18 protein-coding genes are annotated in these 24,469 nt (G+C 63.1%); 8 read left to right on the forward strand and 10 right to left on the reverse strand.

The features are described from left to right. Positions 1-454 precede the first annotated feature (454 nt). The 3 genes from G3N96_RS01290 to G3N96_RS01300 all read left to right on the forward strand — a co-directional run bounded on the left by G3N96_RS01290 (position 455) and on the right by G3N96_RS01300 (position 6,919). Complete coding sequence (locus G3N96_RS01290; RefSeq protein WP_206135959.1) at positions 455-2,929, forward strand: UvrD-helicase domain-containing protein; 2,475 nt, start codon at positions 455-457, stop codon at positions 2,927-2,929. Positions 2,930-3,162: 233 nt separating this feature from the next. Further along, the gene (locus G3N96_RS01295) at positions 3,163-4,419 is read left to right on the forward strand and encodes an ABC-three component system protein (protein WP_206135960.1); all 1,257 of its coding nucleotides are present in this window, start codon (positions 3,163-3,165) and stop codon (positions 4,417-4,419) included. 490 nt (positions 4,420-4,909) lie between these two features. Further along, on the forward strand, positions 4,910-6,919 hold the full coding sequence (locus tag G3N96_RS01300) for a DUF3732 domain-containing protein (protein WP_206135961.1): 2,010 nt from the start codon (positions 4,910-4,912) through the stop codon (positions 6,917-6,919). 456 nt (positions 6,920-7,375) lie between these two features. Here the strand turns inward: G3N96_RS01300 and glmS are convergent, their stop codons facing one another. Beyond that, positions 7,376-9,205 (reverse strand): glutamine--fructose-6-phosphate transaminase (isomerizing), encoded by a 1,830-nt coding sequence (glmS, locus tag G3N96_RS01305; protein ID WP_206135977.1) that lies wholly within the window; start codon positions 9,203-9,205, stop codon positions 7,376-7,378. A gap of 156 nt (positions 9,206-9,361) precedes the next feature. Between glmS and G3N96_RS01310 the strand changes: the two genes are divergently transcribed. Then, positions 9,362-9,853: an Lrp/AsnC family transcriptional regulator gene (locus tag G3N96_RS01310; RefSeq protein ID WP_206135962.1), complete on the forward strand. Its 492-nt coding sequence runs from the start codon at positions 9,362-9,364 to the stop codon at positions 9,851-9,853. 59 nt (positions 9,854-9,912) lie between these two features. Here G3N96_RS01310 and panB read toward each other — a convergent pair whose 3' ends face one another. Next, a complete protein-coding gene (gene panB / locus G3N96_RS01315) occupies positions 9,913-10,770 on the reverse strand; it encodes a 3-methyl-2-oxobutanoate hydroxymethyltransferase (RefSeq protein ID WP_206135963.1) in 858 nt (285 codons plus the stop codon). 77 nt (positions 10,771-10,847) lie between these two features. Here panB and G3N96_RS01320 point away from each other — a divergent pair, with 77 nt between their 5' ends. Beyond that, complete coding sequence (locus G3N96_RS01320; protein ID WP_206135964.1) at positions 10,848-11,666, forward strand: helix-turn-helix transcriptional regulator; 819 nt, start codon at positions 10,848-10,850, stop codon at positions 11,664-11,666. A 19-nt stretch (positions 11,667-11,685) separates the two neighbouring features. Here the strand turns inward: G3N96_RS01320 and G3N96_RS01325 are convergent, their stop codons facing one another. Both G3N96_RS01325 and G3N96_RS01330 read right to left on the reverse strand, forming a co-directional pair. Continuing rightward, positions 11,686-12,219 carry a methylated-DNA--[protein]-cysteine S-methyltransferase gene (locus tag G3N96_RS01325; protein ID WP_206135965.1) on the reverse strand — a complete coding sequence of 178 codons (534 nt, stop codon included), beginning with the start codon at positions 12,217-12,219 and terminating at the stop codon, positions 11,686-11,688. Between the two features lie 193 nt (positions 12,220-12,412). Further along, the gene (locus G3N96_RS01330; RefSeq protein WP_206135966.1) at positions 12,413-12,817 is read right to left on the reverse strand and encodes an energy transducer TonB; all 405 of its coding nucleotides are present in this window, start codon (positions 12,815-12,817) and stop codon (positions 12,413-12,415) included. A 390-nt stretch (positions 12,818-13,207) separates the two neighbouring features. Between G3N96_RS01330 and G3N96_RS01335 the strand changes: the two genes are divergently transcribed. Beyond that, entirely contained in the window at positions 13,208-14,500 is a 1,293-nt protein-coding gene (locus G3N96_RS01335; RefSeq protein ID WP_206135967.1) for an MFS transporter, read from the forward strand. Between the two features lie 78 nt (positions 14,501-14,578). Here G3N96_RS01335 and G3N96_RS01340 read toward each other — a convergent pair whose 3' ends face one another. After that, entirely contained in the window at positions 14,579-15,682 is a 1,104-nt protein-coding gene (locus G3N96_RS01340) for a LacI family DNA-binding transcriptional regulator (RefSeq protein ID WP_124581587.1), read from the reverse strand. 82 nt (positions 15,683-15,764) lie between these two features. On the opposite strand from G3N96_RS01340, the gene G3N96_RS01345 reads away from it, so the two are divergent. Next, positions 15,765-16,601: an NAD(P)-dependent oxidoreductase gene (locus G3N96_RS01345; RefSeq protein ID WP_206135968.1), complete on the forward strand. Its 837-nt coding sequence runs from the start codon at positions 15,765-15,767 to the stop codon at positions 16,599-16,601. Between the two features lie 19 nt (positions 16,602-16,620). Here G3N96_RS01345 and G3N96_RS01350 read toward each other — a convergent pair whose 3' ends face one another. The 3 genes from G3N96_RS01350 to G3N96_RS01360 all read right to left on the reverse strand — a co-directional run bounded on the left by G3N96_RS01350 (position 16,621) and on the right by G3N96_RS01360 (position 18,440). Beyond that, positions 16,621-16,941 (reverse strand): DUF1330 domain-containing protein, encoded by a 321-nt coding sequence (locus G3N96_RS01350; protein ID WP_089429181.1) that lies wholly within the window; start codon positions 16,939-16,941, stop codon positions 16,621-16,623. A gap of 225 nt (positions 16,942-17,166) precedes the next feature. Then, the gene (locus G3N96_RS01355) at positions 17,167-17,865 is read right to left on the reverse strand and encodes a hypothetical protein (protein WP_206135969.1); all 699 of its coding nucleotides are present in this window, start codon (positions 17,863-17,865) and stop codon (positions 17,167-17,169) included. Positions 17,866-17,969: 104 nt separating this feature from the next. Further along, positions 17,970-18,440 carry a MerR family transcriptional regulator gene (locus G3N96_RS01360; RefSeq protein WP_124581595.1) on the reverse strand — a complete coding sequence of 157 codons (471 nt, stop codon included), beginning with the start codon at positions 18,438-18,440 and terminating at the stop codon, positions 17,970-17,972. A gap of 78 nt (positions 18,441-18,518) precedes the next feature. Between G3N96_RS01360 and G3N96_RS01365 the strand changes: the two genes are divergently transcribed. Further along, positions 18,519-19,763, forward strand: a complete 1,245-nt coding sequence (locus G3N96_RS01365; RefSeq protein ID WP_206135970.1) for an NADH:flavin oxidoreductase/NADH oxidase family protein — start codon at positions 18,519-18,521, stop codon at positions 19,761-19,763. 169 nt (positions 19,764-19,932) lie between these two features. On the opposite strand, the gene G3N96_RS01370 is transcribed toward G3N96_RS01365, so the two are convergent. Together G3N96_RS01370 and G3N96_RS01375 are read right to left on the reverse strand one after the other, a co-directional pair. Next, positions 19,933-22,050, reverse strand: a complete 2,118-nt coding sequence (locus G3N96_RS01370; RefSeq protein ID WP_206135971.1) for a TonB-dependent receptor — start codon at positions 22,048-22,050, stop codon at positions 19,933-19,935. Positions 22,051-22,103: 53 nt separating this feature from the next. Further along, a complete protein-coding gene (locus G3N96_RS01375) occupies positions 22,104-24,218 on the reverse strand; it encodes a TonB-dependent receptor (protein ID WP_206135972.1) in 2,115 nt (704 codons plus the stop codon). Positions 24,219-24,469: the final 251 nt, after the last annotated feature.

Genomic DNA, 24,469 nt, shown 5'->3' on the forward strand with positions numbered 1-24,469 from the left:
GTCGACTTCTCTCAGAGCCGAGCAAAATCATATAGGGAAGACCCTAAGCAGGCAATATGACAGACGCTATCTTGAACCCGCAACGGGTTAGGATGGCGAGATTATCTCGAAACTATTCCTTATCTCGAAATAATCTGGCTCCGGGTTGGTTCCTCCTCTCCCGTAGCACTCCCTTTGGAGTTGCCTCCTTGCGCAGCGCTTCGACAGAGATATGTCTTCATCTCAATATTGAGATATTCTCGGTTTGCTCGACGGAATCTCAGTATTCCATCCGTCTGGGCAACAAGCACCTGCAAGTACTCGAAGGATGTGCCGAGCCGAATGGTCCCGACCTCGCGCGCCTGCGTTTGAGGACCTTGCATCAGGAGGCCAGCTTGAATCCAAAACAAGGCGACCGGGAAACCGGATGGCGGCGACGTCCATTGCCAAGTCGCCAGTTCTACGAGGTTTGTCGATGACGCAGTGGTTCTTACAACTCTGGGATAGCTTCCTGGCTTTTGTTGGACTCGCAAGAGCGAGCAAACGCAAGGCTGTTCCGCAGAGGCACGTTCAGCAGCCCCTCGCAGTGAAGCCACAACAGCCGAAACCAACGGTGACTTCTTCGGTAGCGACTATCAAGGAAGTCTATGCTGGCGACGCGTTCGAAATCAAACCTAGCACTCAGCGGAATGTTCGGGAACATATGTATCGGGAAAAGGAACCCGGTAGCGGCAAGCTCATTGGCCCGACAGACAATCAGCTGAGACTGATTTTCTCGACACGAGCTGCGTTGCCAGTGCTGGCGGGCGCCGGCTCGGGCAAGTCGACGTCACTTGTCAATCGTTTCCTATTGTCGACCAACTACCTGAACGTCCAGTTGCGTCACATCACCGTCTTCACGTTTACGCGGAAATCACGTCGTGACTTTATCGATAAACTGGTCGAAGAGTCTCAGTTTTGGCCGACGCCGATTACTCTGAAAGAAGCAGAGGCATCAGTTCGAACCTTTCATTCAAAGGTTCTGCAGTTATTCCGTGCAAAAAGAGGTCGAGACGTCGCGGTATTCGAGTTCCTGAAGGATGACGTTCCTGCGGTAACAAAGAGCGCGGAAGCCGTCACAGCGCCTTCTGACGCCTCCCCTCTGAGCGACGATTTGCTTAACGAGGAGGAGAATAACGCGAACAATGTTGATAGCCTAATGCCCGGCGACCTGTCGCGCCCCCAGCTGCGTTTGCTGCACGACGCTTATACGGCTCGCTTCTCTGAAAGCAGTGCGTTTCGTGACGTCATGAAGGAACTCCTTAAATCATCATTCCTTTCACCTCCAATCGATAAGGATGACAAAGATGCCATCGAAGCTGTTCGTTTCGAGAAGAATATTCTTCGCCGAGATGAACAGTTTTCTGCATACGTGGAGGCGGATTGGCGGGAGCGTGGTCTGTGGCCGTTGCCGGGCGTTCGGGAACTCACATCGCCCGGCGAACGCTGCGCTCTGACTGTTGACAACGGGCGATATGTGGCTCATGGCTACATCGCCTCGGTCGATACGTACGTAGTACTTGGCGTGCACAGCGCGATACGTGACAAGATGAATGGATTCGGGCGCACGACCCCCGTTAAGAACTTTCTCGCCTCGAAGAACAAGCAGGCTTTGCTCCTGGCGCAATGTGAGCAGAAGATTCGGTACGTCACGGACGAGGAGGACTTGACGGCACTGAAGAAGCAGCTCCACTGGGTCGCGCTTCCAGAAACGAACACCGCTCCGAAATTCAAAATTCGTATTCCCGGTGAACGAAAGCTGCTTCCGGTGTTCTATGCGTTGTTTACGTTCGGGCAGTTTGCTGAAAATCTTGCTGTTGACCCTCGCACCCTCGACCAGCTTCCTCTTCTTGCCAAAGGCTCGATTGAGGAGCAGTTCGGGCGCGCTTGCGCTGAATACTATTCGTCCTTCTATGAGGCGCTGGAGGCCCGGAGGGTCTGGACGTTCAACCAGATATTCAGAGCTCTCGCCGATGAGCGGGATGTGCTCGGGGAAATGGATGCCGCTGACCTCTCGCCTATACAGCATTTGCTCATTGACGAATTCCAGGACATTTCGCCGGCTATCGTCAAGTTCGTGACGGCCGCGCAAACGAGCTTGTGGAAGAAGTCCGGACACGCCATCCAGCCGACCTTGATAGCGGTCGGGGATGATTGGCAATCAATCTATGGATGGCGTGGGAGCTCACCGAAATTTTTCATGGACTTCCACAAATATTTCCGTGGTGCGCCGAAGCAAGCGTTGCAACTGAACCAAAATTTCCGCTCGTCAGCGAACATCATCCGAGCGGCAGAGGATGCGCTGATAGATTTGCGGGAGAGGATGGAGGGCAAACTGAGCGGTGTGGCCGAATCGCGATATAAGGACTTGCCTACCCCGGTTTGCCAGGTGACTGAGTTCAAGAGTGACGACGTCGTGCGAATAGTTCGTACTCTGCTGCGGGAAAAACGGAATGGTGAGCGCGTGTTCGTCTTGAGTAGAGCCAAACTCGATGCAACGGCGAAGGCCGTACGAGAAGCTTTCCGCAGGGTCGATGAGAGCGACTTGCTGGTAACTACGCTGCATCAAAGCAAAGGTCTCGAAGCGGACTACGTCATACTGTTGGGTGAGATACGCTACGTGGGTCGCAACCTGCTCCGTAACAGCGTCTATCTCAAGGCAGAACTGGTCAGCAGCGCTCACGGGAGCGAGCGTGCCTATGATTTGGCCCAACAGGACGAGGCGTTACGCCTTGCATATGTCGGCATTACTCGTGCAAAGCAGTTTTGCATCTGGTTCGCAGAGCCGAAGAGCGAGGGGGTATTCGAGCGGCTCCCCCGTCGGTCGGATTACTCTACTCGAGCGACCGCGGCGGACGTAACGGCATTTGTTGAGCAATTAGTGTCGAAGGAAGGCGTTCAGGCGCAGTAGCGAACCGCGTCCACCAGCAGCAGTGTGGGAACCGTGGGGCTGGGCCAGGATTGAGCAGTCTGCCGACGATAACGAGGCGCTTACGCCAAATGATAACCATTACGTTGCGACGCGCCCGCTTTTGTAGTCGGCAGACAAGCGGACGACTTTGGACCGCGAAAGGCTGTTCGTTTGTACAGTATTTAAAGAACCGCTAGTTTCGTGGAGACTACTGACTCGCATCGGGGAAGTATATGAGTGAGCGAGACAAGAAATCACAAGTCGAAGAGCCAATCGACACGGCTGCTACGCCGACCATCACTGCGTTTAGATTCCAGTTTGAACGTGCGTTGTACGCGTTGCTTTCGGCTGATACGTTGAACAAGCGCGTAGGCATCGAGACGCTCGACGACGTGGCGGAACTCACGACACGCGGTGATGGTGCTATCGTTGCTCGATTGGAGCAGGATGCCCATACCGTGCGAGAGAGGCACCATCCGTTTCAGGATAGCAGCCGAAAGTTCTGGCATACGCTGCGTGTATGGCTAAGTCATCTCGTAAATTTGAGGGACTATGCGGAAGTCGAATTCTGCCTCGTGACGAATGCCAAAGTCCCCGAAGGGACTTTGGCGCGACAACTATCGAATATCACCGAGGGGAACGTCGGCGAAGCCGTTGCATGGCTGCGAGCCAATGCGGCAGAAGTCTGCAAGAACGGTAAGTCCGCGGCTAAGAAGGAAGCCGAGAAGGTCATCGAATACTCTGACGCCGACCTAGCCTACCTATTGTTACGCTTGGAGCTGTTAGACAAAGGCGGGGCGACGTCAGGCCTTGAGCCTCGTGATGCGACGATGCAGCGGTTCGTACTGCACACCGGCGTCGCGGACCAGCAAGAGGAAATCTACGAACGTCTGCTGGGCTATGCCATCGAACAGTGTCGGAGGGCCTGGCAAAAGAACGAGCCCGCTTGGCTGTCGCCTCAAATGTTTAGGGACGTGCTTCATGAGGAGGTGACCCGCAGGTCATTGAATCGCTACCTCGACCGACCGATGATGTCCACTGGCTTCAAGACCTACGTCCAGAACGGTGGCAGGGACCACTATTTTCTTAAACAGCTTGCCCGTCTCGGCTTACCGGACGGAACAATCGACAATCATCTGGACAAGTATTGGGCATTCTATGCCGAGCGTGTGCATCTGGAGGATGCAGGCATTAACCCGGATGATTGGCTTGCACGCGAGGATGAGCTGCACCAGCGCTGGAGAACATGCCGCGAGAACGCGGAAATGGAGTTGGAGGACCCGACTCCAGAGCAACTCGGCAAGCGCACGCTCGCCAAGACGCTTGACGATAGCTTTAGGGCTCCGTTAGGAGAGTACGAGACACGCAACCTGTACTTTACGCACGGCCATTATCACGGACTGGCGAACCGGCCAAGCGCCCCCTGCTTTGTGTTTTGGCATTCCGACTTCGAGAAAAGTCCCTATTCGAAGGGGGAGGATGACCTGTGACGGCCGGCTACATAGACCGCTCGCTCATGCACAATAGCGCACTTGCGTGCTTTGTGCTGGCGAGTTTTACGAGGGAATATCAATCCTTGACGGCAAACACGCGACATCCTTCCTTGGAAAAGCTGCTGCTGGTCCTTCCTCTTGTACTGCATAAGCCTACGCGGGACAGTATCAGACGCAGGAAATCAGAGACGCCACTGCACTCAGTGCTAATAGACGAACCGAGGATTCTCGAGGGACTGCGCTCCCGCGTGGCCGCTCACGCTAGCGTTTCTTGCCAAGGACTGAACATCGCCTGCGAGACGGGGCTTCTCTCGAGAGGCGAGAACGACGGCGAAGTGTTCTTCTCGTTCAGGAACGCTCAATGGCCGCGGGGTAGCAGTCCGACTGCCCTATCGACGGACATTGTCGGCGGAATATCGAGACTTGCCCGATGGTTCAAAGACTATAGCGCGGCCGAGTTATTCGCAATGTTGGGCCTCACCTAACCATGCAATTCTTCATCAAGCAACTCTTACTTTGGCCGGAGAATCCGGAAAAGTCCATTCGCGCGCTCACCTTTGAAGATGGCAAGGTCAACGTGATACATGGTCGAAGCGGGACAGGAAAATCATCTGTTCTTGCCATTATTGACTACTGCCTTGGGTCTTCCAGATGCTCGATTCCTGTCGGCGTGATTCGGGACTTGACGGCATGGTTCGGTTTGAGAGTCCTGATTCGCGGCACTTGGCTGTTGATAGCCCGGCGTACGCCCGAGAGGCTTGTCAGCAACAAGGAGTTTCACATCTCGACTCTAGGTGCCGCTGATGACCTCATTCCCGAAACATTGCCAGGAACGCATACGCTGACACAGTTCAAGGACGCGCTTAACGAGATTGCGCGTGTCACGAACGTCTCGCTGGTCAATGACGACGAAGACGGTGAAAATGCGGAAAATCGGCCGTCGTATCGCGATTTGGCCTCGTTCAATCTTCTTCCGCAGCATATCGTCGCGAACCCAAACGTCCTCTTCTACAAGTCGGATTCGTACAAGCACAAAGAGAAGCTGAAGCGAGTACTGCCGTACGCCCTTGGCATCGTCGACGTCGAGTATCTGACCAAAACGCGTGAGCGAAAGCGTCTTCAGAAGGCGCTTGACGGGCTCCAGGCGGAGGAAATGGCTCGACATCGTGCATTCGCCTCGTGGGAGGCGGATGTTCGGGAAATCTGGAACCAATCGGTCCAGCTTGGCCTTACGAACATCGCAGATGGCTTCGACATGAACGCGCGCGTCGACGCTCTTAAAGGACTGAACGGCGATTATCTAGAAGGCCGATTTGTTGAGCGCTTGCAGAAACCACAATACGGTTATTCAAATCGCCAGTTCCGTCTTGCAACAGAGGAAGAGGAAAAGGCCCAAAGAGAGGTGGATGACCTCGGTCGTGAACTGAGGGATTACGAACGCCTGTCGGACAGGTCAAAGCAACTGGCGGCGGCGGTGAACACTGAGAAAGACCGTGTCGTGAACCTCGGCTGGTTGCGCAAGAACCTCGTCACCGATAGTGCATGCGTAATTTGCGGTTCGCAAACAAATCACAGCCACGACGTCCTGGGCAAGCTGGAGGCGAGGCTAAGCGAGGTCACTCGTCTATCGGAAGCTCTGCTCGATGGCCCTATCGTTGACAGACAGCTAGAGCAGCTTCGGCAAGACCTTTCGAAAGCTGAAGAAAAGCTGCAAGCGGCTCGTCTCAAACGAGCGCAACTGGAACCAAGCGAAGTTGCCCCACTCGACTCTCTTGGTCGTGCGTTTATTCTTCTGGGACGGCTTCAATCGCTTCTCATGGCGCTCGCCACGCTCGAAGGACGGGGTAGCTTTGCCGACAAGATTCGCGACCTCGAAGGACGCATTCAGCTCCTCGACACATACATCGCGAACTGTGGACAGGGCGAGCGCGAGAAAGACGTCGGCAAAGTATTGAGCGACCTCATCGGTGGCTACGCCTCGTTGTTTAACGTAGAGGTCAAAGGCAGCGTTGCGCTCGACATTTCTGAACTTACCTTGACTTTCGCTCGCAGGTACGGCGAACGCAAGGACTATCTATGGGAAATCGGAAGCGGTGCAAACTGGATGGCATTCCACTTGGCTACCTTCCTCGCGTTGCATGAGTATTTTACTGGTGATGAACGTGTAAACGGGCCAGTTTTCAGTTATCTCGCAATCGACCAACCAAGTCAGGTTTACTTTCCAAGTACTTACTCAGGAGAAAACATCCTGGATGGGTTCAAAGACCAGGCTCAGGGCCTGAGCGGAAACCGCGACAACGACGTCCGTCAGACGCGCCTTATTTTCATTGCGTTGGCGAGAGGTCTGCAACGTTCGAAGTTGCGGTATCAAACGATTGTCGTCGAGCATGCGGACAAAACGATATGGGGGAACGGTAAGTGGGGTCGTCACATGCACGAAGTGGCCGATTGGAAGGATGAAGGAAAAGGTTTGATTCCTGCGGAATGGTTCGATTGATTCAAATGCTGGGGCGACCGCGTCCTTAGCCAAAACATGAGATTTCGCGGGTGAAAGCCATTTTCTATGCCGATGGCTAGTAGACAGAAAATTTCTGAGCCGAGCGCTAATGATTCCCTTTTCTCAAGCCGTCAGCCTCACAGAAAGGGTTGCATCGGACGATGTAGCCGAATGGTCGGGGTCGAAGTGCTGACCCCATCAGTCCGACGTGTCTCGAGCTGACGGGCTAGTCATTGGTCAGGAATGGAAAGGGGGCTGAATGCAGCGCGCGGCGGGACACCTTTTTCCCGAGGCATCCCGCGCTTTGGCCGTGCCGAAATGCAGTTGGAACAGTTTCACTTAAGCCCCGCCCAGCGGGCGTTTGCGGGAATTTTATAGGGCGTTAAGTGAAACTTCGCGAACGGCTTTAAGCGAAACTATTCGAAGTTGCCACGACCGCCTGTGTGAATGGTACCCTCACTCCACCGTCACCGACTTCGCCAGATTCCTCGGCTTATCGATATCCGTCCCCCGCGCCAGCGCAGCGTGATACGCGAGCAGCTGCATCGGCACCGTATGCAGAATCGGCGAAAGCGGCCCGTAGTACTCATTGAGCCGAATCACCTCGATCCCTTCGCTCGGCACCAACCCACAGTCCACATCCGCGAATACAAAAAGCCGCCCATTCCGCGCACTGACCTCATGCATGTTCGACCTGAGCTTTTCGAGCAGCATGTCATTCGGCGCAACCGCAATCACCGGCATTTCGCTACTCACCAGCGCCAACGGCCCATGCTTCAGCTCCCCCGCCGGATAAGCCTCAGCATGAATATACGAAATCTCCTTCATCTTCAGTCCGCCTTCTAGCGCGATCGGATAATGCATCCCGCGCCCGAGAAACAGCATGTTGTCGCGTCGTGCGAGCAGTTCCGACCAGGCCATGATCTGCGGCTCGAGCGCGAGCACTTTCGACATCGCATCGGGCAGATGCCGTAGCGCACGCAGATGCTCCTTCTCCTCGTCGTCGCTCAACCGCCCACGCACCTGCGCAAGCGACAACGTCAGCAGAAACAACGCAACGAGCTGCGTCGTAAAAGCCTTCGTCGAAGCCACTCCGATTTCAACGCCCGCACGCGTGACGAACTGCAGCGCACATTCCCGCATCAACGCGCTCGTCGCGACGTTGCAGATCGCGAGCGTATGCATCATCCCGCTGCGTTTCGCGACATGCACCGCACCAAGCACATCGGCCGTCTCGCCACTCTGCGACACCGCGACAACGAGCGTACGCGGATTCGGCACACTGTCGCGATACCGAAACTCGCTGGCAATTTCCACGCTGGCAGGCAGCTTCGCGATGCTTTCGATCCAGTACTTCGCCGTGAGGGCCGCGTGATAGCTACCGCCACACGCGAGCAACAACACCGAATCCACGTCGTTGAAAACCCGCCAAGCACCATCGCCAAATAACTCCGGCATGACCGAAGACACATCGAGCAACGTATCGGCCACCGCCTGCGGCTGCTCGAAAATCTCCTTCTGCATGTAGTAGCGATACGACCCGAGATCGGCCGCCCCGCTATGCGCCGCGACTCGCTGAACCGCGCGCTCGACACGCTGGCCGGCCGCATCGACGATCCAGTAGCGATGCAGCTGGATATCGGCAACGTCACCGTTCTCGAGGTAAGCGATGCGATCGGTAATGCCCGACAGCGCAATCGCATCCGAAGCCAGAAAATTCTCGCCTTCACCCACGCCAACCACGAGCGGCATGCCGTCACGCGCACCGACGATCCGGTGCGGCTCGTCGCGGCACATCACCGCGATCGCATAGCTGCCGCGCAGTCGCGCAACCGCGCGCCGGACCGCATCGAACAGATCGCCGTCGTAAAGATGATCGATCAGGTGCGCGATGGCCTCGCTGTCGGTCTGGCTCGCGAACACGTAGCCATGCGCCTGCAGTTCCGCGCGCAGTTGATCGCAGTTCTCGATGATCCCGTTATGCGACAGCGCGATGCGCGCATTGGCGTCGCTCGGCGAGAAGTGCGGATGCGCATTGAGCGTGACGGGCGCGCCGTGCGTGGCCCAGCGCGTATGCGCAATCCCGGTGTAACCCGACAGCGCCTGTTCGGCGATCTCGCGCTGCAGGTTGGCCACGCGGTCGACGCTGCGGGCGCGCGCCAGCGCCCGGTCGCGGTACACCACGACGCCGCACGAATCGTAGCCGCGGTATTCGAGCCGCTTCAGGCCGTCGACCAGGTTCGGCAGGATGTCCCGCTGGGCGACCGCCCCGACAATTCCACACATATCGCGCTCCGTAAATGTCCTGTCTGGATCAGTGAGAGCGATGGTAGGGCGAGCCAAATGGAATTAAATTTCAAAATATAAGAACAAATGAAACGAATGGCAGATCGTCTATCATGTTGAAATTAAATTTCACGCCCTGACCGGAAGGAGCCGCCGATGGCCGGCATCACCCTCGACGATCTCGACCTGCGCATCCTCGCGATCCTGCAGGACGATGCGTCGGTGTCGAACCTGCAACTGGCCGAGCGGGCGCTGTCGTCGCCGCCCACCTGCATGCGCCGCGTGCGCCGATTGACGGAAGCCGGCGTGATCCGTCGGCAGGTCGCGGTGCTCGACCCGGTGGCGATCGGCACGGCCGTCACCGCGCTGATCGAGATCAGTCTCGACCGGCAGACAGCCGAAGACTACGACGCGTTCGAAGCGTACGTATGCGCGGAGCCGGCCGTCACGCAGTGCTATCGCGTGTCGCCGGTGCCTGATTTCGTGGTGGTGGCCGATCTGGCCGACGTCGCCGAATACGACGAATTCGCGCGCCGGCTGTTCACCGGCGCATCGAACGTCCGCAACGTGCGGACGTTCTTCTCGACGCATCGCGCGAAATTCGAAGCGAACGCTCGGGTCACGCATGCGATGCGCAAGCGCGCGTGAGGTGATCGCACCATCATTCGCGATGCGTTCGCGAATGCCTTCGCGACGTCATCACGTCATCACGCAGTCGCGTCGGCCGCGCCCACGAGTTGCAGCGGCTTGCCATACCCGAAGCAATGCGCGGGTTCCGGAAACGCACACTGCCGCACGTCCTGCGCGTACTGTCGGATCGCATCGCGCATCACCGCATTCGCATCGGCATAACGCTTCACGAAGCGCGGCGTGTACGCATCGAATGCGCCGATCATGTCCTCGGTCACGAGCACCTGTCCGTCGCACGCGGGCGATGCGCCGATGCCGATCGTCGGGATCGTGAGCGTTTCGGTGATATGGCGCGCGAGCGCTTCGGCCGTCCCTTCGATGACGACGCTGAACGCGCCGGCCCGTTCGGCCGAACACGCGGCATCGAACACCTGCGCGGCCGAGCGCGGGTCCATCCCCTGCGCGCGGAAGCCGCCGATCGCGTTGGCCTGCTGCGGCATGAGGCCGACGTGCGCCATCACCGGAATGCCACGCTCGGTCAGGAAGCGGATCGTGTCGCCCATCTCGCTGCCGCCTTCGAGCTTCACGCCCTGCGCGCCGGTTTCGGCGAGCAGGCGCGCGGCGGCGCGATACGCCTGCGCGGGCGATTCCTGGTACGTCGAGAACGGCAGGTCGACGACGACGCATGCCTGCGCGGCGCCGCGGACGACGGCCGCACCGTGTGCAATCATCATGTCGAGCGTGACGCGCAGCGTATCGGGCATCCCGTACAGCACCATGCCGACGGAGTCGCCGACGATAATCACGTCGGCCACCTCGTCGACGAGCTTCGCCATCGGCGCGGAATATGCGGTCAGCGACACGAGGCTGCCGATGCCCTTGGTCGAACGGATCGCGGTGACGGTCTTGCGGGTGGTGCGGGTATGAGCGCTCATGAACGGAAGCCGTGTGAAAGAAGAGCCGCCACGGTAGCATCGCGCTCGTTCGTGCAATGACCTTCGGAGGACGTCTTATGGTGCTGGCGGGACAATCGCGTGACCCTTACGCGGTGCCGCCGATGGCGCGCCTGCCGAGGCCGCTGTACGTGCGCGCGTTCGGGATTCCCGGCAACGTGAGCATCGACGCGCACAGTCATCCGTGGGCGCAGCTGATGTATGCGACGAGCGGGGTGCTCGAGGTGTCGACGCCGTCGGGCCGGCACCTGCTGCCGCCGCACTATGCGATGTGGATTCCGCCGCACGTGCCGCATGCGGTGTCGACGCGCGATTGCGTCGCGTTCCACAGCCTGTATCTCGATGCGGCGATCGCGCGCGACGACGTGCACGACGATTGCACGATCCTCTGCATGACGCCGCTGCTGCGCGAGCTGGTGCTCGCCACGGCCGACTTACCGGTGAACTACGACGAGACGGGGCCGGACGGTGCGCTCGTCTGCCTGATCGCCGACCGGATCGCCCGCATGCGGCAGGCGCCGCTGACGGTGCCGCTGCCGCGCGATCCGCGTCTGCTGAAAATCGCGCGTGCGCTGCATGCGGATCCGGGCGATACGCGCAATCTCGACGAATGGGGCCATCAGGTCGGCGCGACGCGACGCACGCTGTCGCGGCTGTTCCGGCAGGACACGGGGCTGTCGTTCACCGAATGGCGGCAGGCGGTGCGGCTGCTGGCGTCGCTGCCGCTGCTCGATGCGGGCGAGCCGATCGGCGCGGTGGCCGCGCAACTGGGCTACGACTCGACGTCGTCGTTCATCGCGCTGTTCCAGGCGAAATTCCAGGTGACGCCCGGCGCGTATGCGAAGCGTGAAGCGCGCCGGCCCGTACTGAACGCGTGACGCGGCGGCACACTTCCTCTCAGAACGCGAGCGCCTGCTGCACCGGATGGTGGGCGCCGCGCTCGAACCCCGCGCCTTCGAGCGACAGCAGCGCGCGCTTGCGATCGATGCCGCCCGCATAGCCGGTCAGGCTGCCCGACGCGCCGACCACGCGATGGCACGGCACCATGATCGACACCGGATTCCGGCCGACCGCACCGCCTACGGCGCGCGCGCCGCTCATCGGCAGCCCGACGCGCTCGGTGATGTCGCCGTAAGTGACGAGTTCGCCGAACGGAATCGCGAGCAGTTCCTTCCATACCCGTCGTTGAAACGCGGTGCCTCGCAGGTGAATCGGCACCGAGAACGTCTCGCGCATGCCGGTGAAGTACTCGGCGACTTCTTCCGCGACCTTGCGCGCGAGCGGCGACATCGCGAGCGCGTCCGCCTCGGTCACGATCGCAACCGGCGGGAAGTATTTCTGGCCGATGAAGTAGAGGCCCGTCAGCGCATCGTCCTCGATGCGCACGGCGATGTCGCCCAGCGGGCTCGGAATCAGGTGAGCGGGAGTCATCGCGACACATCTCCATGAAGGCGCCACACGTGCAGTGCGGCATACGCGCGCCACGGCGCCCAGCGCGCCGCATGCGGCGCGGATGATGGCATGCTAGCGCGTTCCCCACTGCCGCGAGAGAAAATTCGCCCGGGGCCCGCGCGCCGGCTTCGCGGCGGTCCCGATGCCGCCGCTCGTCGTTCATGAGGTGCGCCTACTGCGGCGGACGGCTGGTTCGAAACTCGATGACGACGTTCTCGGGCACCTTGCCCGTGCTGTCCGGCGGCAGCGGGACCGATTTCCCGACGGCGGTCAGGACGGCGGCATCCCAATCCGGATTGCCGCTCTTCCATACCACCTCGGTCCGGAAAACCGTCCCGCTCGGTGCGCTGCGGATACGAACGACCGCCACCCATCCTCCGGGCGGTCCGGCATCACCCGACCAGACGATATTGGGCTTGATGCGGCGTCGCACCTTTTCGGCGTAGGGCATCCCGACGGCGCGCGGCGGTCCGGCACTTTCTTCGCTCACCAAAGGGGCGTGATCGTGCGTGGCGCAGCCCGCCAGGCATCCGACGGCGAGAGCGAAGGCGATTGCATGGCTTTTTACTTGGCTCATGGGTGCGTTGGTTCGTCGAGGCTCGCGGCGGGCAGGGGAATCGGCGCGCATGAAGCGACTGTAAACCGTCCCGCCCGCCGATTCCGGCTGGAATCGGACATGTGTCTCGGCGGCCGTCCCCGCGCGCGCTCGTCAGGAAAATTCGGGAAAAACGGTTAATGCCATGTAGTGAAACAGTCGTCTCTTTTGCCGCGACTAATTTGAGATGACTCATCGAAATCCCCGACTGACAGGGCACGGGCGCACGCCCTATTCTTTGAAAAACGTTTTCCAGATTGATCGGCGGAATCGGCCGTGCGCGACAGGCGCGCCGCCGCCCGCCCCGGCGCCGGTCGCCGGTCAACGAACATCGTGCGGCGCGACGGGCGCGGCCGCATATCGGAGACATTCATGCAATCTGCCGTCGTCGGCGCGGTGCGTGCGGCTGCCAGCCGCTACCGCTGGACCGTCTGTGCGCTGCTGTTTTTCGCGACCGTCATCAACTACATGGATCGGCAGATCCTCGGTCTGCTCGCGCCGATGCTCCAGCACGACATCGGCTGGAGCCAGGTGCAGTACGGCCGCATCGTGATGGCGTTTTCCGCGTTCTATGCGCTGGGCCTGCTCGGCTTCGGGCGCCTCGTCGACCGGCTCGGCACGCGCATCTCGTACGCGCTGGCGATGCTGGTGTGGAGCATCGCCGCGATGCTGCACGCGGCGGTCGGCTCGGTGATGGGTTTCGCGTTCGTGCGCGCGCTGCTCGGCATCGGCGAGGGCGGCAACTTCCCTGCCGCGATCAAGACGACGGCCGAATGGTTCCCGCGCCGCGAACGCGCGCTCGCCACCGGCATCTTCAACTCGGGCGCGAACGTCGGCGCGGTGTTCGCACCGGCGATCATCCCGGCGATCGCGGTGGCTTACGGCTGGCGCGCGGCGTTCGTGATCGTCGGCGCGATCGGCATCGTGTGGCTCGCGGTGTGGCTCGTGCTCTATCGCCAGGCCGATACGCGCGCGCTCGCCGCCGAATACGACGAGCCGCGCGACGAAGCCGAGGCGCTCGACGCGGCGAACGCGAATGCCGGCGCGCCGCGCTGGGGCGAACTGATCCGCAAGCGCGAAACGTGGGCGTTCCTGATCGGCAAGTTCCTGACCGATCCGGTATGGTGGTTCTACCTGTTCTGGCTGCCGAAGTGGCTCAACGAATCGCGCGGGATGGACATGCAGCACATCGGCCTGCCGCTCGTCTGCATCTATGCGCTGACGACGGTCGGCAGCATCGGCGGCGGCTGGCTGTCGTCGATGCTGCTGCGCGCGGGCTGGAGCGTGAACCGGGCGCGCAAGACGGCGATGCTGATTTGCGCATGCTGCGTGCTGCCGATCGCGTTCGTGTCGCAGGTGCAGAGCCTGTGGGCCGCGGTGCTGATCGTCGGCCTCGCCGCCGCCGCGCACCAGGGCTGGTCGGCGAACCTGTTCACGACGGCATCCGACCTGTTCCCGCGCCGTGCGGTGGCATCGGTGGTCGGCATCGGCGGGATGGCCGGTTCGATCGGCGGCGTGCTGTTCTCGGAAGTGATCGGCCAGGTGCTGCAGCGCACGGGCCACTACTGGGTGCTGTTCGCGATCGGCGCGTCGGCGTATCTGATCGCGTTGGGCGTGATGCACATGCTCGCGCCGAAGATGAAGCCTGCGCAACTCGACGCGTAATCGTGTAATCGCGTGTCCGCAAACGAACGCGCCGCCCAAGGGCGGCGCGTTTTCGTTTGAAGGCGCGAAACCGGGAACTCAGCCGGCCGCGGCCGTCGACGCGCGCATGATCAGCCGCGGCTCGAACGTCGAATAGCTCGCATCGGTGCGGCCCGCGAGCGCGTCGATCAGCTTCTGCATCGCGAGCTCGCCCATGTTCTCGCTCTGGATGTCGACGGTGGTCAGCGCGGGCGCCGCGTATTCGCCGTACGGCACGTTGTCGATGCCGGCGACCGACACATCCTGCGGCAGCCGGAAGCCGAGCGACGCGGCTTCCTTCATGAAGCCGAGCGCGATCAGGTCGTTGTAGCAGATCACGGCCTGCGGGCGCTGCGGCCCGAGCATCACGCGCGAACACGCACGCTCGCCGGCCTCGGCGGTCGGCGCATGCGCATCGTGCACGTCGAGCGTGAGCCCGGCTTCCGCGAGACAGTCGCGCGCGCCCTGGATCCGTTCGTCGTTCACGCGTGCGGTGCCGAAGCCGAGATACGCGATGCGCGTGTGGCCGAGATTGAGCAGGTGGCGCGCGAGCATGTAGGTCGACAGCCGGTTGTCGATGCCGACGCTCGGAATCGGCAGGCCGGGGCTGCGGCGCAGCAGCACGAGCGGCTTGTTGAGATCGAGCATCCAGCCGGCTTCGTCATCCGGCATCCGCGTGCTGACGATCAACCCGTCGACGCGCTGCGCGAGCGCCTCGATCAGCGAGCGTTCGCGCGCCTGGCTCTCCTCGGTATCGACGAGCAGCAGCGTGTAGTCGTGCTGCAGCGCGACGCGGTTCGCGCCTTTCACCACGTTCGTGAAGTGCGGGTTGCTGATGTCGAGGATCACGAGGCCGATCGTGCGCGTGCGGCCGGTGATCATCGAGCGCGCGAGCGGGTTCGAACGGTAGCCGAGCCGCTCGATCGCCTCCTTGAGCCGTGCCTCGACGGTCGGCGAGAAGCGCTGCGTGCCGTTCACGTACTTCGATACCGTCGCGACCGACACGCCGGCTTCCGCCGCCACGTCGCGGATCGTCGGGGAAACTTTTTTCATTCGAAGGGTAACGTTTTCGTTCCGTAAGGCCGGATTGTGGCAGAAAAAGCGCGCGCGCGGCCACGCGCCGATATCGGGAAAGTGCGGATGGCTGCGAGCGGGGTCGGCCATTGACGTTCGGCAGTGCGCCCGCGTATAGTTGGAAAACGTTTTCCGATTCAGTCAGATTTCAGGTCAGATTCAAGGAGAGTCAATGAACGCCTCATCCACCGGCGCGCGCAAACCGTTCGGGCGCCTGCTGCTGACGGGCGCGGCCGGCAACCTCGGCCGCCAGTTGCGCGGCGCGCTCGCCGACTGGGCCGACGTCGTGCGCGTCAGCGACATCGCTGCGCTCGGCGACGCGGCCGCGCATGAAGAAACCCGCGTCGTCGACCTGGCCGACCGGGCCGCGGTGATGCAGCTCGTCGACGGCGTGGACGCGATCGTCCACCTCGGCGGGATTTCGGTCGACGCACCGTTCGACGATCTCGTCGGCGCGAACATCACCGGCACGTACAACCTGTACGAAGCCGCGCGCAAGCATGGCGTGAAGCGCGTCGTGTTCGCGAGCTCGAACCATGCGATCGGTTTCCATCCGGTCACTGAAGTGCTCGACGCCGATTCGCCGCTGCGCCCCGACAGCCTGTACGGCGTGACGAAGTGCTTCGGCGAATCGCTGTCGCGCTACTACTTCGACCGCTTCGGGATCGAAACCGTGTGCCTGCGGATCGGCTCATCGTTCGAAGTGCCAAAGAATCCGCGCATGCTCGTGACGTTCCTCAGCTATCGCGACTTCATCGAGCTCGTGCGCTGCTCGCTGCTGACGAACCGCGTTGGGCACGCGATCGTGTACGGCGCGTCGGACAACCCGGTGAAGTGGTGGGACAACACGAAGGTCGGCTTCCTCGGCTTCCGCCCGCGCGACAGCTCCGAGCAGTTCGCCGGGCTGTTCCCGGTGTCGGCGCCGACCGCCGACCACGACGATCCCGCGCAGCGGTTCCAGGGCGGCGGGTTCGTCGTCGGCGAGCCGATGGAGCGCAACGCGTCGTAAGCGTCGCCGGCGTCGCGGCTCAGCGCAGGATATCGGTCGCCTTGTGCCGCGCGTCGACGCCGTCGATCAGGATCAGCGGGCCGCTCGCGTGCCGCGCGCGCAGCGGCTGGATCTGCCGGTATGCATCCGATTCGTACCACGCGCGCGCCGTGTCGAGATCGGGAAACGCGATCGCGATCAGGTCGCCGCGCCACACGCCTTCACGTACCTCCGGCCGCGCGCCGTGAATCACGAAATGGCCGCTGAAAGGCGCGAGCGTGCCGTCGATGCGTTCGAGGTATTCGACGATGTCGTCGCCCATCTCGACGTCGTGCAGGTGGGCGATGGCGTAGGCGGTCATGGCGGGCTCCTCGTTGTGATGCGGTTCGTGCATCGATGGAGCCATGATCGCGGCGCGGGCGGCGCGCGTCGATTACCTGCGACGTAAGCAAATCTGCGCGGCTGAGAAAGGGGGCCAGCGCCTGCGCCTGCCGGCAGACGCACCGATCGTGCAGCACGGCAGCACCCTGTGTATCGCTTGCCCACACGAACCGTCAGCCAGTGCAGCCGTGCACCCGCGTCACCATCAACGCGTCTTGCTGCAAGCCGGATCGCTACTTCGCCGCTCGGCCGATTCACACCAGTAATCCGGCCGCCACGCTTCGAACGTGACCGCTTTCGCCGCATTGGCACGCGTGACGCGCACGGGGTCGGCTTTCAGCGCATCGCCGTTCGGGTCGTCGTTGAAGCGCCAGTTCCGGAACACCTCGCGATGGAACACCCACGTGCGATGCGCCGTGTCGTAGCGAAACGTGACACGGTCGCGCCAGTGATCGTGGCCCGCGAATACGCCCTGTTCGACCGTGAACGTGCGCGGTTCGATCGTCAGCGCGTTCTCGGCGACGCCATCCAGATACGGGTCGCCCATCCCGCCTTCGTCGGCTTTCATGATCACGGCGTCGTTGCGCGCCGCGAGCCGGTAGTGCCCGTCCTTGCCCGGCAGGAAGATCATCAGCGGACGCAGCGACGCCTTGCGCATCGAGTCGTCGGGCTGATGCGCGACGACGACATAGCCGATATGGGGGCTGTCGGTCAGTCGCCCCGACGCGGCGTCCATCGCTTCGTAGCCGTCGGGCAACTGCGCGACGATCTCGTCCGGAAGGTCGGGGGCGGCGGGGCACGCGAACGACGCAGGCGTATCGGCGCACGTTCTGGCGCAAGCGCTGCCGATGCCGAGCGTCAGCAGTGCGGCGACGAGGAATCCTTTGATACGGGGGATCGTCATGCGGATCGGGTCTTGAAGTCGCGTTGCGGAAGCCGGCGCACTTGCGTCGACTCGTCTCGCCGCCGTGCTGATTGATGGTTTTTCAGGTGACGCAGTGTAACCAGTCATGCGCGCTTGCGCGTCGGCCGCGGGACCGGCGCGGGCACCGGTGCCGACGCAGACGCTTCTTCGGCCTGCGCGCACAGCCGGTCGAGCATTCGTTGCGCGGTTTCCGCGCAATCCTCGCCGTCCGGCTTGTTCTCGATCTCGTCGATCAGCACCTCCAGATGTTGCCGGTTCTGCGCGAGACGCTGTTCGAGCCGCACGATTTCGTCGACCTTGTGCCGCAGCGCCACCAGCAGCTCGTCGCGCGGCCACGCGCCGAGATCGGGCGGCAACACCGCGCGGATCTCGTCGAGCGCGAAGCCCGCGCGCTGCGCGCGGTCGATGATCGCGAGCCGCGTCAACGCTTCCGACCCGTATTCCCGATAGCCGTTCGCCTGCCGACGGGCCGGTTCGAGCAGCCCGCTCGCTTCGTAGAAGCGGATGCGGGACGCCGCGAGGCCGCTCGCCTTCGCCAGTTCGCCGATTTTCATGCTGTGCTCCAAAAGGGGCTTGACCTTAAAGTTGACTTTAAAGTTATCGTTGGGCATCGTCAATCGAGGGTGCCCTCCATGAATCTGTTTACACCGCTGACACTGCCCAACGGGGCGGTGATTCCGAACCGTCTGGCCAAGGCCGCGATGGAAGAGAACATGGCCGATGCGAACCACGCACCGTCCGACGCGTTGCTGCGCTTGTACCAGGCGTGGGCCGACGGCCAGGTCGGCCTGATCCTGACCGGCAACGTGATGGTGGACGGCCGCGCGATGACGGGGCCGAACGGCGTCGTGCTCGAGAGCGATGCACATCTCGACCGCTTTCGCCGCTGGGCGCAGGTGGCGCGTTCGGGCGGCGCGCACGTGTGGATGCAGATCAATCACCCGGGGCGCCAGATGCAGGCGGCGCTCGGCCAGACGACGCTCGCGCCGTCGGCCGTGCCGCTCGCGCTCGGTGCGTTGTCGAAGCAGTTCCCGGTGCCCAAGGAGATGACGCCCGCCGATATCGCCGACGTGCAGCAGCGCTTCGTGCGCGCCGCGCAACTCGCGGAGCAGAGCGGCTTCACCGGCGTGGAGATTCACGCGGCGCACGGCTACCTGCTGAGCCAGTTCCTGTCGCCGCTGACGAACCGCCGGCAGGACCTGTGGGGCGGCAGCATCGAGAATCGCGCACGCCTGCTGCTCGACATCGTGCGGGAGGTGCGCGCGACGGTGTCGCCGACATTCGCGGTCGCGGTCAAGCTGAACTCGGCCGATTTCCAGCGCGGCGGCTTCAGCGCGGACGATGCGAAGCGCGTGGTCGAACTGCTGAATCCGCTCGGCGTCGATCTCGTCGAACTGTCGGGCGGCAGCTATGAAGTGCCGGCGATGCAGGGCGAGGCGCGCGACGGCCGCACGCTGGCCCGCGAAGCGTATTTCCTCGAATTCGCGCGCGACATCACGGCGGTCGCGCGGATGCCGCTGATGGTCACGGGCGGCATCCGGCGTCGCGTGGTGGCCGAGCAGGTGGTCGACAGCGGCGTGGCGATGGTCGGCATCGCGACCGCGCTGTCGATCGAGCCGAACCTGCCGCGCGACTGGCGGGCCGGCAAGGACAGCGCGCCGGTGCTCGAACCGATCCGCTGGAAGAACAAGGCGCTGGGCGCGCTGGCCAACATGGCGGTCGTCAAGTTCCAGCTCACGCGGCTGAGCGAAGGCCGACGCACGCACCCGCAGGTATCGCCGCTGCGCGCGCTGGTCAGGCAGCAACTGGCCGCGCAGTGCCAGACGCGGCGCTACCGGAAGTGGATGGCGGGGCGCGCGGCGGGCACGCGTGCGTGACGTGCGATCATGCGGCCCGGCGAGGGGGTCGTCGGGCCGCTGTGCGCCGATCCAGGGCGTTCATGCGGTTGCGTGAGTGGCCGCGCATTCGCGGTGAGGTCGCGATGAAATGCTCCCGCCGCAGGGCATGCGTACCGGCGGCGGGGGCGGCGCACCGCACCGCGCCGCATCAGAACCGGTAGTTCGCCACCACTTCGAGCCGCCGGTCGTTGCCGAGCAGGTATTGCGTCTCGTTGTAGTACGCGGACTGCACGAAGCGCCGGTTGAACACGTTGTACGCGCGCGCGGTGATCGTCGTGTCCTTGCGCGGCTTCCACGCGAGGCCGAGGTCGACGGTCGTGTACGACGGCATCACGAGCTGGTTCGCGGTGTCGGCGAAACGCTTGCCGACGTACTTGACGCCCGCGATGCCCGTCCAGTCCGGCGCGAAGCGCCAGCTCACCCACAGGTTCGCGAGCCGCTGCGGCACCGACACCGGCACGTTGCCCGCGCGCGATACCGTCGTGCCGCCGGACGTCTGCTGGAAGTCGTCGTATTTCGCGCGCAGGATCGACACGTTCGCGTCGACGCGCCAGTCCTTCGCGATCTCCGCGCCGATCGTCGCCTCGAGCCCGCGCGACGACTGCTGGCCGACCTGGATCGACTGGTTCGGGTTCAGCGGATCGGCGGTCAGCAGATTGCTCTTGACGATCCGGTACGCGGCCAGCGTCCATTCCGCCTTGCCGCCGAGGAACGACTGCTTGACGCCGATCTCGATCTGCCGGCCGGTCGCCAGCGTGAAGTTCGCCTTCGACGCATTCAGCGACAGCAGCGAGCTGATCGGATCGGCCGCAACCGAGTACTGGCCGTACACGGCGAGGCCGGGCTGCACGTCGTACACGGTGCCGATGCGCCAGCCCGTGTTCGCGAACACCTTCGTGAAGGCGCCGCCGTTCACGAGATCGTCGCGGTTCACGCTCGCGTGGTCGTAGCGCAGCCCGCCGATCACCGACCAGCGCGGCGTGATTTCCAGCCGGTTCTCGGCGAACAGCGCGTACTGGTTCGCCTGGCTGCGGTACTTCGGATAGGTGCCGGCCGTGTTGATGAAGCTGCCCGGATCGAAGTTGAACGGATCGATCGTCGACGTGCCCGAATACGGCGAGTTGTTGTCGTGCTGGAACGTCGTGTGATTGAACTCGACGCCCGTCGAGAACGTGTTGCGCATGCCGAGCAGCGCGGTGGTGACGGTGGCCGCCGTCACGTTGCCGTACTGCGCCTGGTCGTGGAAGATCTCCGTGAAGCTGCTGCGCCGCACCTGCGCGGTCGACGGCAGGTACGTGTAGTACTCCGCATCCTTCCAGTGACGGTTGCTCTTCATCCGGTAGAGCGTGCTGGTCACGTTCAGGCTGTCGCTCGGCTGCCAGTTCGCCGCGACCGTCGCCCAGCTGTCGCGGAACGCGATGTCGCTGTCGCCGACGTTGTAGTTCTTCTTGTCGAGCGCGCGATCGCGCGCGCCGTTCACGAGCGGCACGCCGAAATACTGCATCGGATGCTGGAAGCCCTGCGCATACGACGCGGTCACGTACAGGTCGGCGCGCACGTCGTAGCGCAGCGCGCCGGAGATCGACAGGTTGCGCGAATTGCCGCGGTCGACCCAGTTCGACGAACGGTTGCCGCTGATGTCGAAGCGGTACGACAGCGTGTCGTTGATCGCGCCGCCGCTGCCGAACGCGACCCGCGCCGTGCCTTCGGTGCCGCCGCCGACCTGCAGCTCGTTCCGGATCGCGCCGCGCGTCGGCTTCTTCGGCACGATGTTGACGACCCCGCCGATCGCGCCTTCGCCGTAGATCACCGACGCCGGGCCGCGCAGCACGTCGATATGGTCGACCGACCACGTGTCGAACGGAAACGTGATGCCGATCGCGCCGTACGGGCGCACGCCGTCATAGAGCTGCGTGACCGACGACGCGCCGACGAAGCCGCGCGCGCCGAGCTCCGAGCCGCCGTTGCCGGGATGCGGCGACGCGCTGATGCCGGCGGCGCGGCTCACCGCGTCGACGATCGCGCTGTCGCCGCGCGTGTCGAGCGTCTTGCGATCGATCTGCTCGACGCTCGCGGGCGTTTCGAGCGAGGTCAAGCCGAGACGGCTGCCGGTGTCGAGCGGCTGCGTGAGCGGTGTCGCCTTCTGCGCGTTGACGCGAATCGGTGCGAGCGTGGCGCCCGCGCTCGCGGCATCGCTTTCCTGTGCCTGGCCCGCGGGCGAGAAGGCCGCGAGGACGGCGGCGGGCAGCATCAATCTGAACTTCATGTTTCGAGATCCTTTGAATCTGTTCAATGCGGTGTTGCTAGAAAGGCGGCGCATCAGAACGCGTACCGCATGCCGGCGAACACGCTGCGCCCTTCGCCCGGATAGAAGATCGCGGTGTTCGCGGTGCGCGCATCGGCGACCGTGCTGATGTCGCTCACATAGCGCTTGTTGGTCAGGTTGCGCGCGTCGACGAACAGCGAGAGGCCATTGCGGAAGTCGTAGCCGGCCTGCAGCCCGAGCAGCGTGTAGCTCGGCACGCGCAACGTGTTGGCATCGTCGGCCCATGCGCCCGACGGCACCCAGTCGAGCGTCGCCGCGATGTGGAAGCCGCTCGGCCGCGCGTAGCCCAGCGTCGCGCGCAGCACGTTCAGCGGCACGCCCGCGATCCGGTTGTTGCCGTACTGCGGGTCGTTCTTGAAGCGGAAGTCGTTCAGGTTCCAGATGCCCGACAGCGTGACCTTGTCGCCCGCGCCGCGCCCGGTGACGTTGCGCAGCAACTCGACCGACGCGCCGGCCTCGATCCCTTGCAGCACCGTCTTGTTCGCATTGAACGTCGACGCCGGCACGTCCGGGTTCGTGGTGTACTGCAGCAGCTGGTCGCGCACGAGCGAGCGATAGGCGGTCACGTCCCAGCTCACGCGCTCGCGCGCGCCGCGCGTGCCGAACTCGATCGTCCACGCGTGCTGCGCCGCGAGCGGCGTGAAGCGCGTCGTGTTCGAGAAGGTCTGCGTGAGGTCGGTGAAGTCGGGCACGTCCTGGCTGCGCGTGACGTCGACGTACGCCTGGGTGTGCGCGTCCGGCTGCCACAGCAGCCCGAGCTTCGGATTGACGCCGCTGTAGCTCGCGTTCGTCGACTTGGTGTTCGGGTTGCGCGGCAGCCCGCCGTTGTCGATGTACTCGCGCACCGAGTGCAGCACCTTCACGCCCGTCATCAGCGCGACGGTCGGCACGAAGAACAGCCGGTTCTCGACATACGCCTCGTAATTGAAGGCCGTCTGCGTCGAGTCGAGCGTCTGCGCGCCCTTGTTGCCGTTGACGTTCACGTACTGGTTCGCCTGCGTGCGGCCGCCGAAGAAGCGCGCACCGACGATCAGGTCGTTGCGCATCCCGCCGAGCGTCAGGTGGCCCGTGTAGCGCGGTGCGAAGCCGTAGGTCCAGCCGTCCTGGTCGAGCGCCTGGAAGATCGGGTGATACAGGCTCTTGTGGATCGCCCACGTGTCGAACTGCAGTTCGCCCGAATCGAGTTTCACCGTCGTGCGGTTCGCGATCCGCTCGGTGCGCGTGTTGCGCGCCTGATCGCCCGAGATCGCATTCGGCGCGGCCTTGGTCGGATTGTTCAGCGCGTCGGACAGCGACAGCGTGCCGGGCAGCAACTGGTCGACGACGTACACGCCGACATAGAAGCGCGTCTCGACCGTCGGGCTGAACCGGTAGCCGACGTTCGCGTTGAACTGCTCGTATTGCCCCTTCGAATGATCGCGATAGCCGTCCGCGTGGTTGACGCTGAAGTTCGCGAGAAAGTCGAGCGGGCCGAGCACGCGCGAGATCTGCGCGCTGGTGCGCACCGTGCCGTAGCTGCCGCCTTCCACGCGCAGGATGTTGGGCGCGTCGGCGGTATGGGCGGTCGGCGTGATGAAATCGATCGCGCCGCCGAGTGTCGACGCCCCGTACGCGAGGCCGTTGCCGCCCTTGTAGACCTGCACCGCCTGCAGCGCGAGCGGATCGATCTGGTAGTAGTCGCCGCTGCCGTCCGCAAGGTTGGTCGGGATGCCGTCCTGCAGGATCTCGAGGCCGCGCGTGTGGTACGAGCGGGCGATCCCCGAGCCGCGAATCGACAGCCGCAACTCCTGGCCGTAGCGGTTCTCGACGAACACGCCGGGCACGTCCTTCAGCACGTCGCGCAGCGTGAACGCATAGGTGTTCCGGTAGCGGTCGGCATCGACGAAGCCCACCGAGCCGACCGTCTGCTCGAGCGTGCGTTTCAGGCTGCCGGTCGATTTCGATGTGAGCGAGTCGATCTCGCGGGTTGCGTTGACGTTGATCGCGGGCAGGGGCGACGCTGCCGGGGCGTCGGTTTGCGTGTCGGCGCCTTGCGCGCAGGCGGCCGACGCGAAGAGAACGGAGATCGCGCCGGACAGCGCGACGGCAATACGGGTCGAGGTAAACATGTCGTTGTACGTAGGGTGATGGTGACGATGACGAGTCGGACACGATGCGCGCCATGCACGGCACCGGCCGCCGCGCGTGGTCACGCGCGCGGGCTCGGCATCGGGCACCGGCTGGGCGGGCAAGCGAAGCGGACGGCGCCGCGTGGTGTGCGGCGGCGCGGTCGCGAGGTGCGTCAGGCGCGGGCGGAAGGCGGCCCGCGCGCGGTGAGCGCGTAGCGCTTCGGCGGGTGGCAGGCAGAGGCGATCGGCGG

Source organism: Burkholderia sp. Se-20373 (assembly GCF_017104705.1).
Lineage (GTDB): Bacteria > Pseudomonadota > Gammaproteobacteria > Burkholderiales > Burkholderiaceae > Burkholderia.

Excerpts from the sequence above, each read along its gene's own strand:
- G3N96_RS01290 (WP_206135959.1), top strand. The coding sequence starts at position 455 with ATGACGCAGTGGTTCTTACAACTCTGGGATAGCTTCCTGGCTTTTGTT.
- G3N96_RS01295 (WP_206135960.1), top strand. The coding sequence starts at position 3,163 with ATGAGTGAGCGAGACAAGAAATCACAAGTCGAAGAGCCAATCGACACG.
- G3N96_RS01300 (WP_206135961.1), top strand. The coding sequence starts at position 4,910 with ATGCAATTCTTCATCAAGCAACTCTTACTTTGGCCGGAGAATCCGGAA.
- glmS (WP_206135977.1), bottom strand. The coding sequence starts at position 9,205 with ATGTGTGGAATTGTCGGGGCGGTCGCCCAGCGGGACATCCTGCCGAAC.
- G3N96_RS01310 (WP_206135962.1), top strand. The coding sequence starts at position 9,362 with ATGGCCGGCATCACCCTCGACGATCTCGACCTGCGCATCCTCGCGATC.
- panB (WP_206135963.1), bottom strand. The coding sequence starts at position 10,770 with ATGAGCGCTCATACCCGCACCACCCGCAAGACCGTCACCGCGATCCGT.
- G3N96_RS01320 (WP_206135964.1), top strand. The coding sequence starts at position 10,848 with ATGGTGCTGGCGGGACAATCGCGTGACCCTTACGCGGTGCCGCCGATG.
- G3N96_RS01325 (WP_206135965.1), bottom strand. The coding sequence starts at position 12,219 with ATGACTCCCGCTCACCTGATTCCGAGCCCGCTGGGCGACATCGCCGTG.
- G3N96_RS01330 (WP_206135966.1), bottom strand. The coding sequence starts at position 12,817 with ATGAGCCAAGTAAAAAGCCATGCAATCGCCTTCGCTCTCGCCGTCGGA.
- G3N96_RS01335 (WP_206135967.1), top strand. The coding sequence starts at position 13,208 with ATGCAATCTGCCGTCGTCGGCGCGGTGCGTGCGGCTGCCAGCCGCTAC.
- G3N96_RS01340 (WP_124581587.1), bottom strand. The coding sequence starts at position 15,682 with ATGGCCGACCCCGCTCGCAGCCATCCGCACTTTCCCGATATCGGCGCG.
- G3N96_RS01345 (WP_206135968.1), top strand. The coding sequence starts at position 15,765 with ATGAACGCCTCATCCACCGGCGCGCGCAAACCGTTCGGGCGCCTGCTG.
- G3N96_RS01350 (WP_089429181.1), bottom strand. The coding sequence starts at position 16,941 with ATGACCGCCTACGCCATCGCCCACCTGCACGACGTCGAGATGGGCGAC.
- G3N96_RS01355 (WP_206135969.1), bottom strand. The coding sequence starts at position 17,865 with ATGACGATCCCCCGTATCAAAGGATTCCTCGTCGCCGCACTGCTGACG.
- G3N96_RS01360 (WP_124581595.1), bottom strand. The coding sequence starts at position 18,440 with ATGAAAATCGGCGAACTGGCGAAGGCGAGCGGCCTCGCGGCGTCCCGC.
- G3N96_RS01365 (WP_206135970.1), top strand. The coding sequence starts at position 18,519 with ATGAATCTGTTTACACCGCTGACACTGCCCAACGGGGCGGTGATTCCG.
- G3N96_RS01370 (WP_206135971.1), bottom strand. The coding sequence starts at position 22,050 with ATGAAGTTCAGATTGATGCTGCCCGCCGCCGTCCTCGCGGCCTTCTCG.
- G3N96_RS01375 (WP_206135972.1), bottom strand. The coding sequence starts at position 24,218 with ATGTTTACCTCGACCCGTATTGCCGTCGCGCTGTCCGGCGCGATCTCC.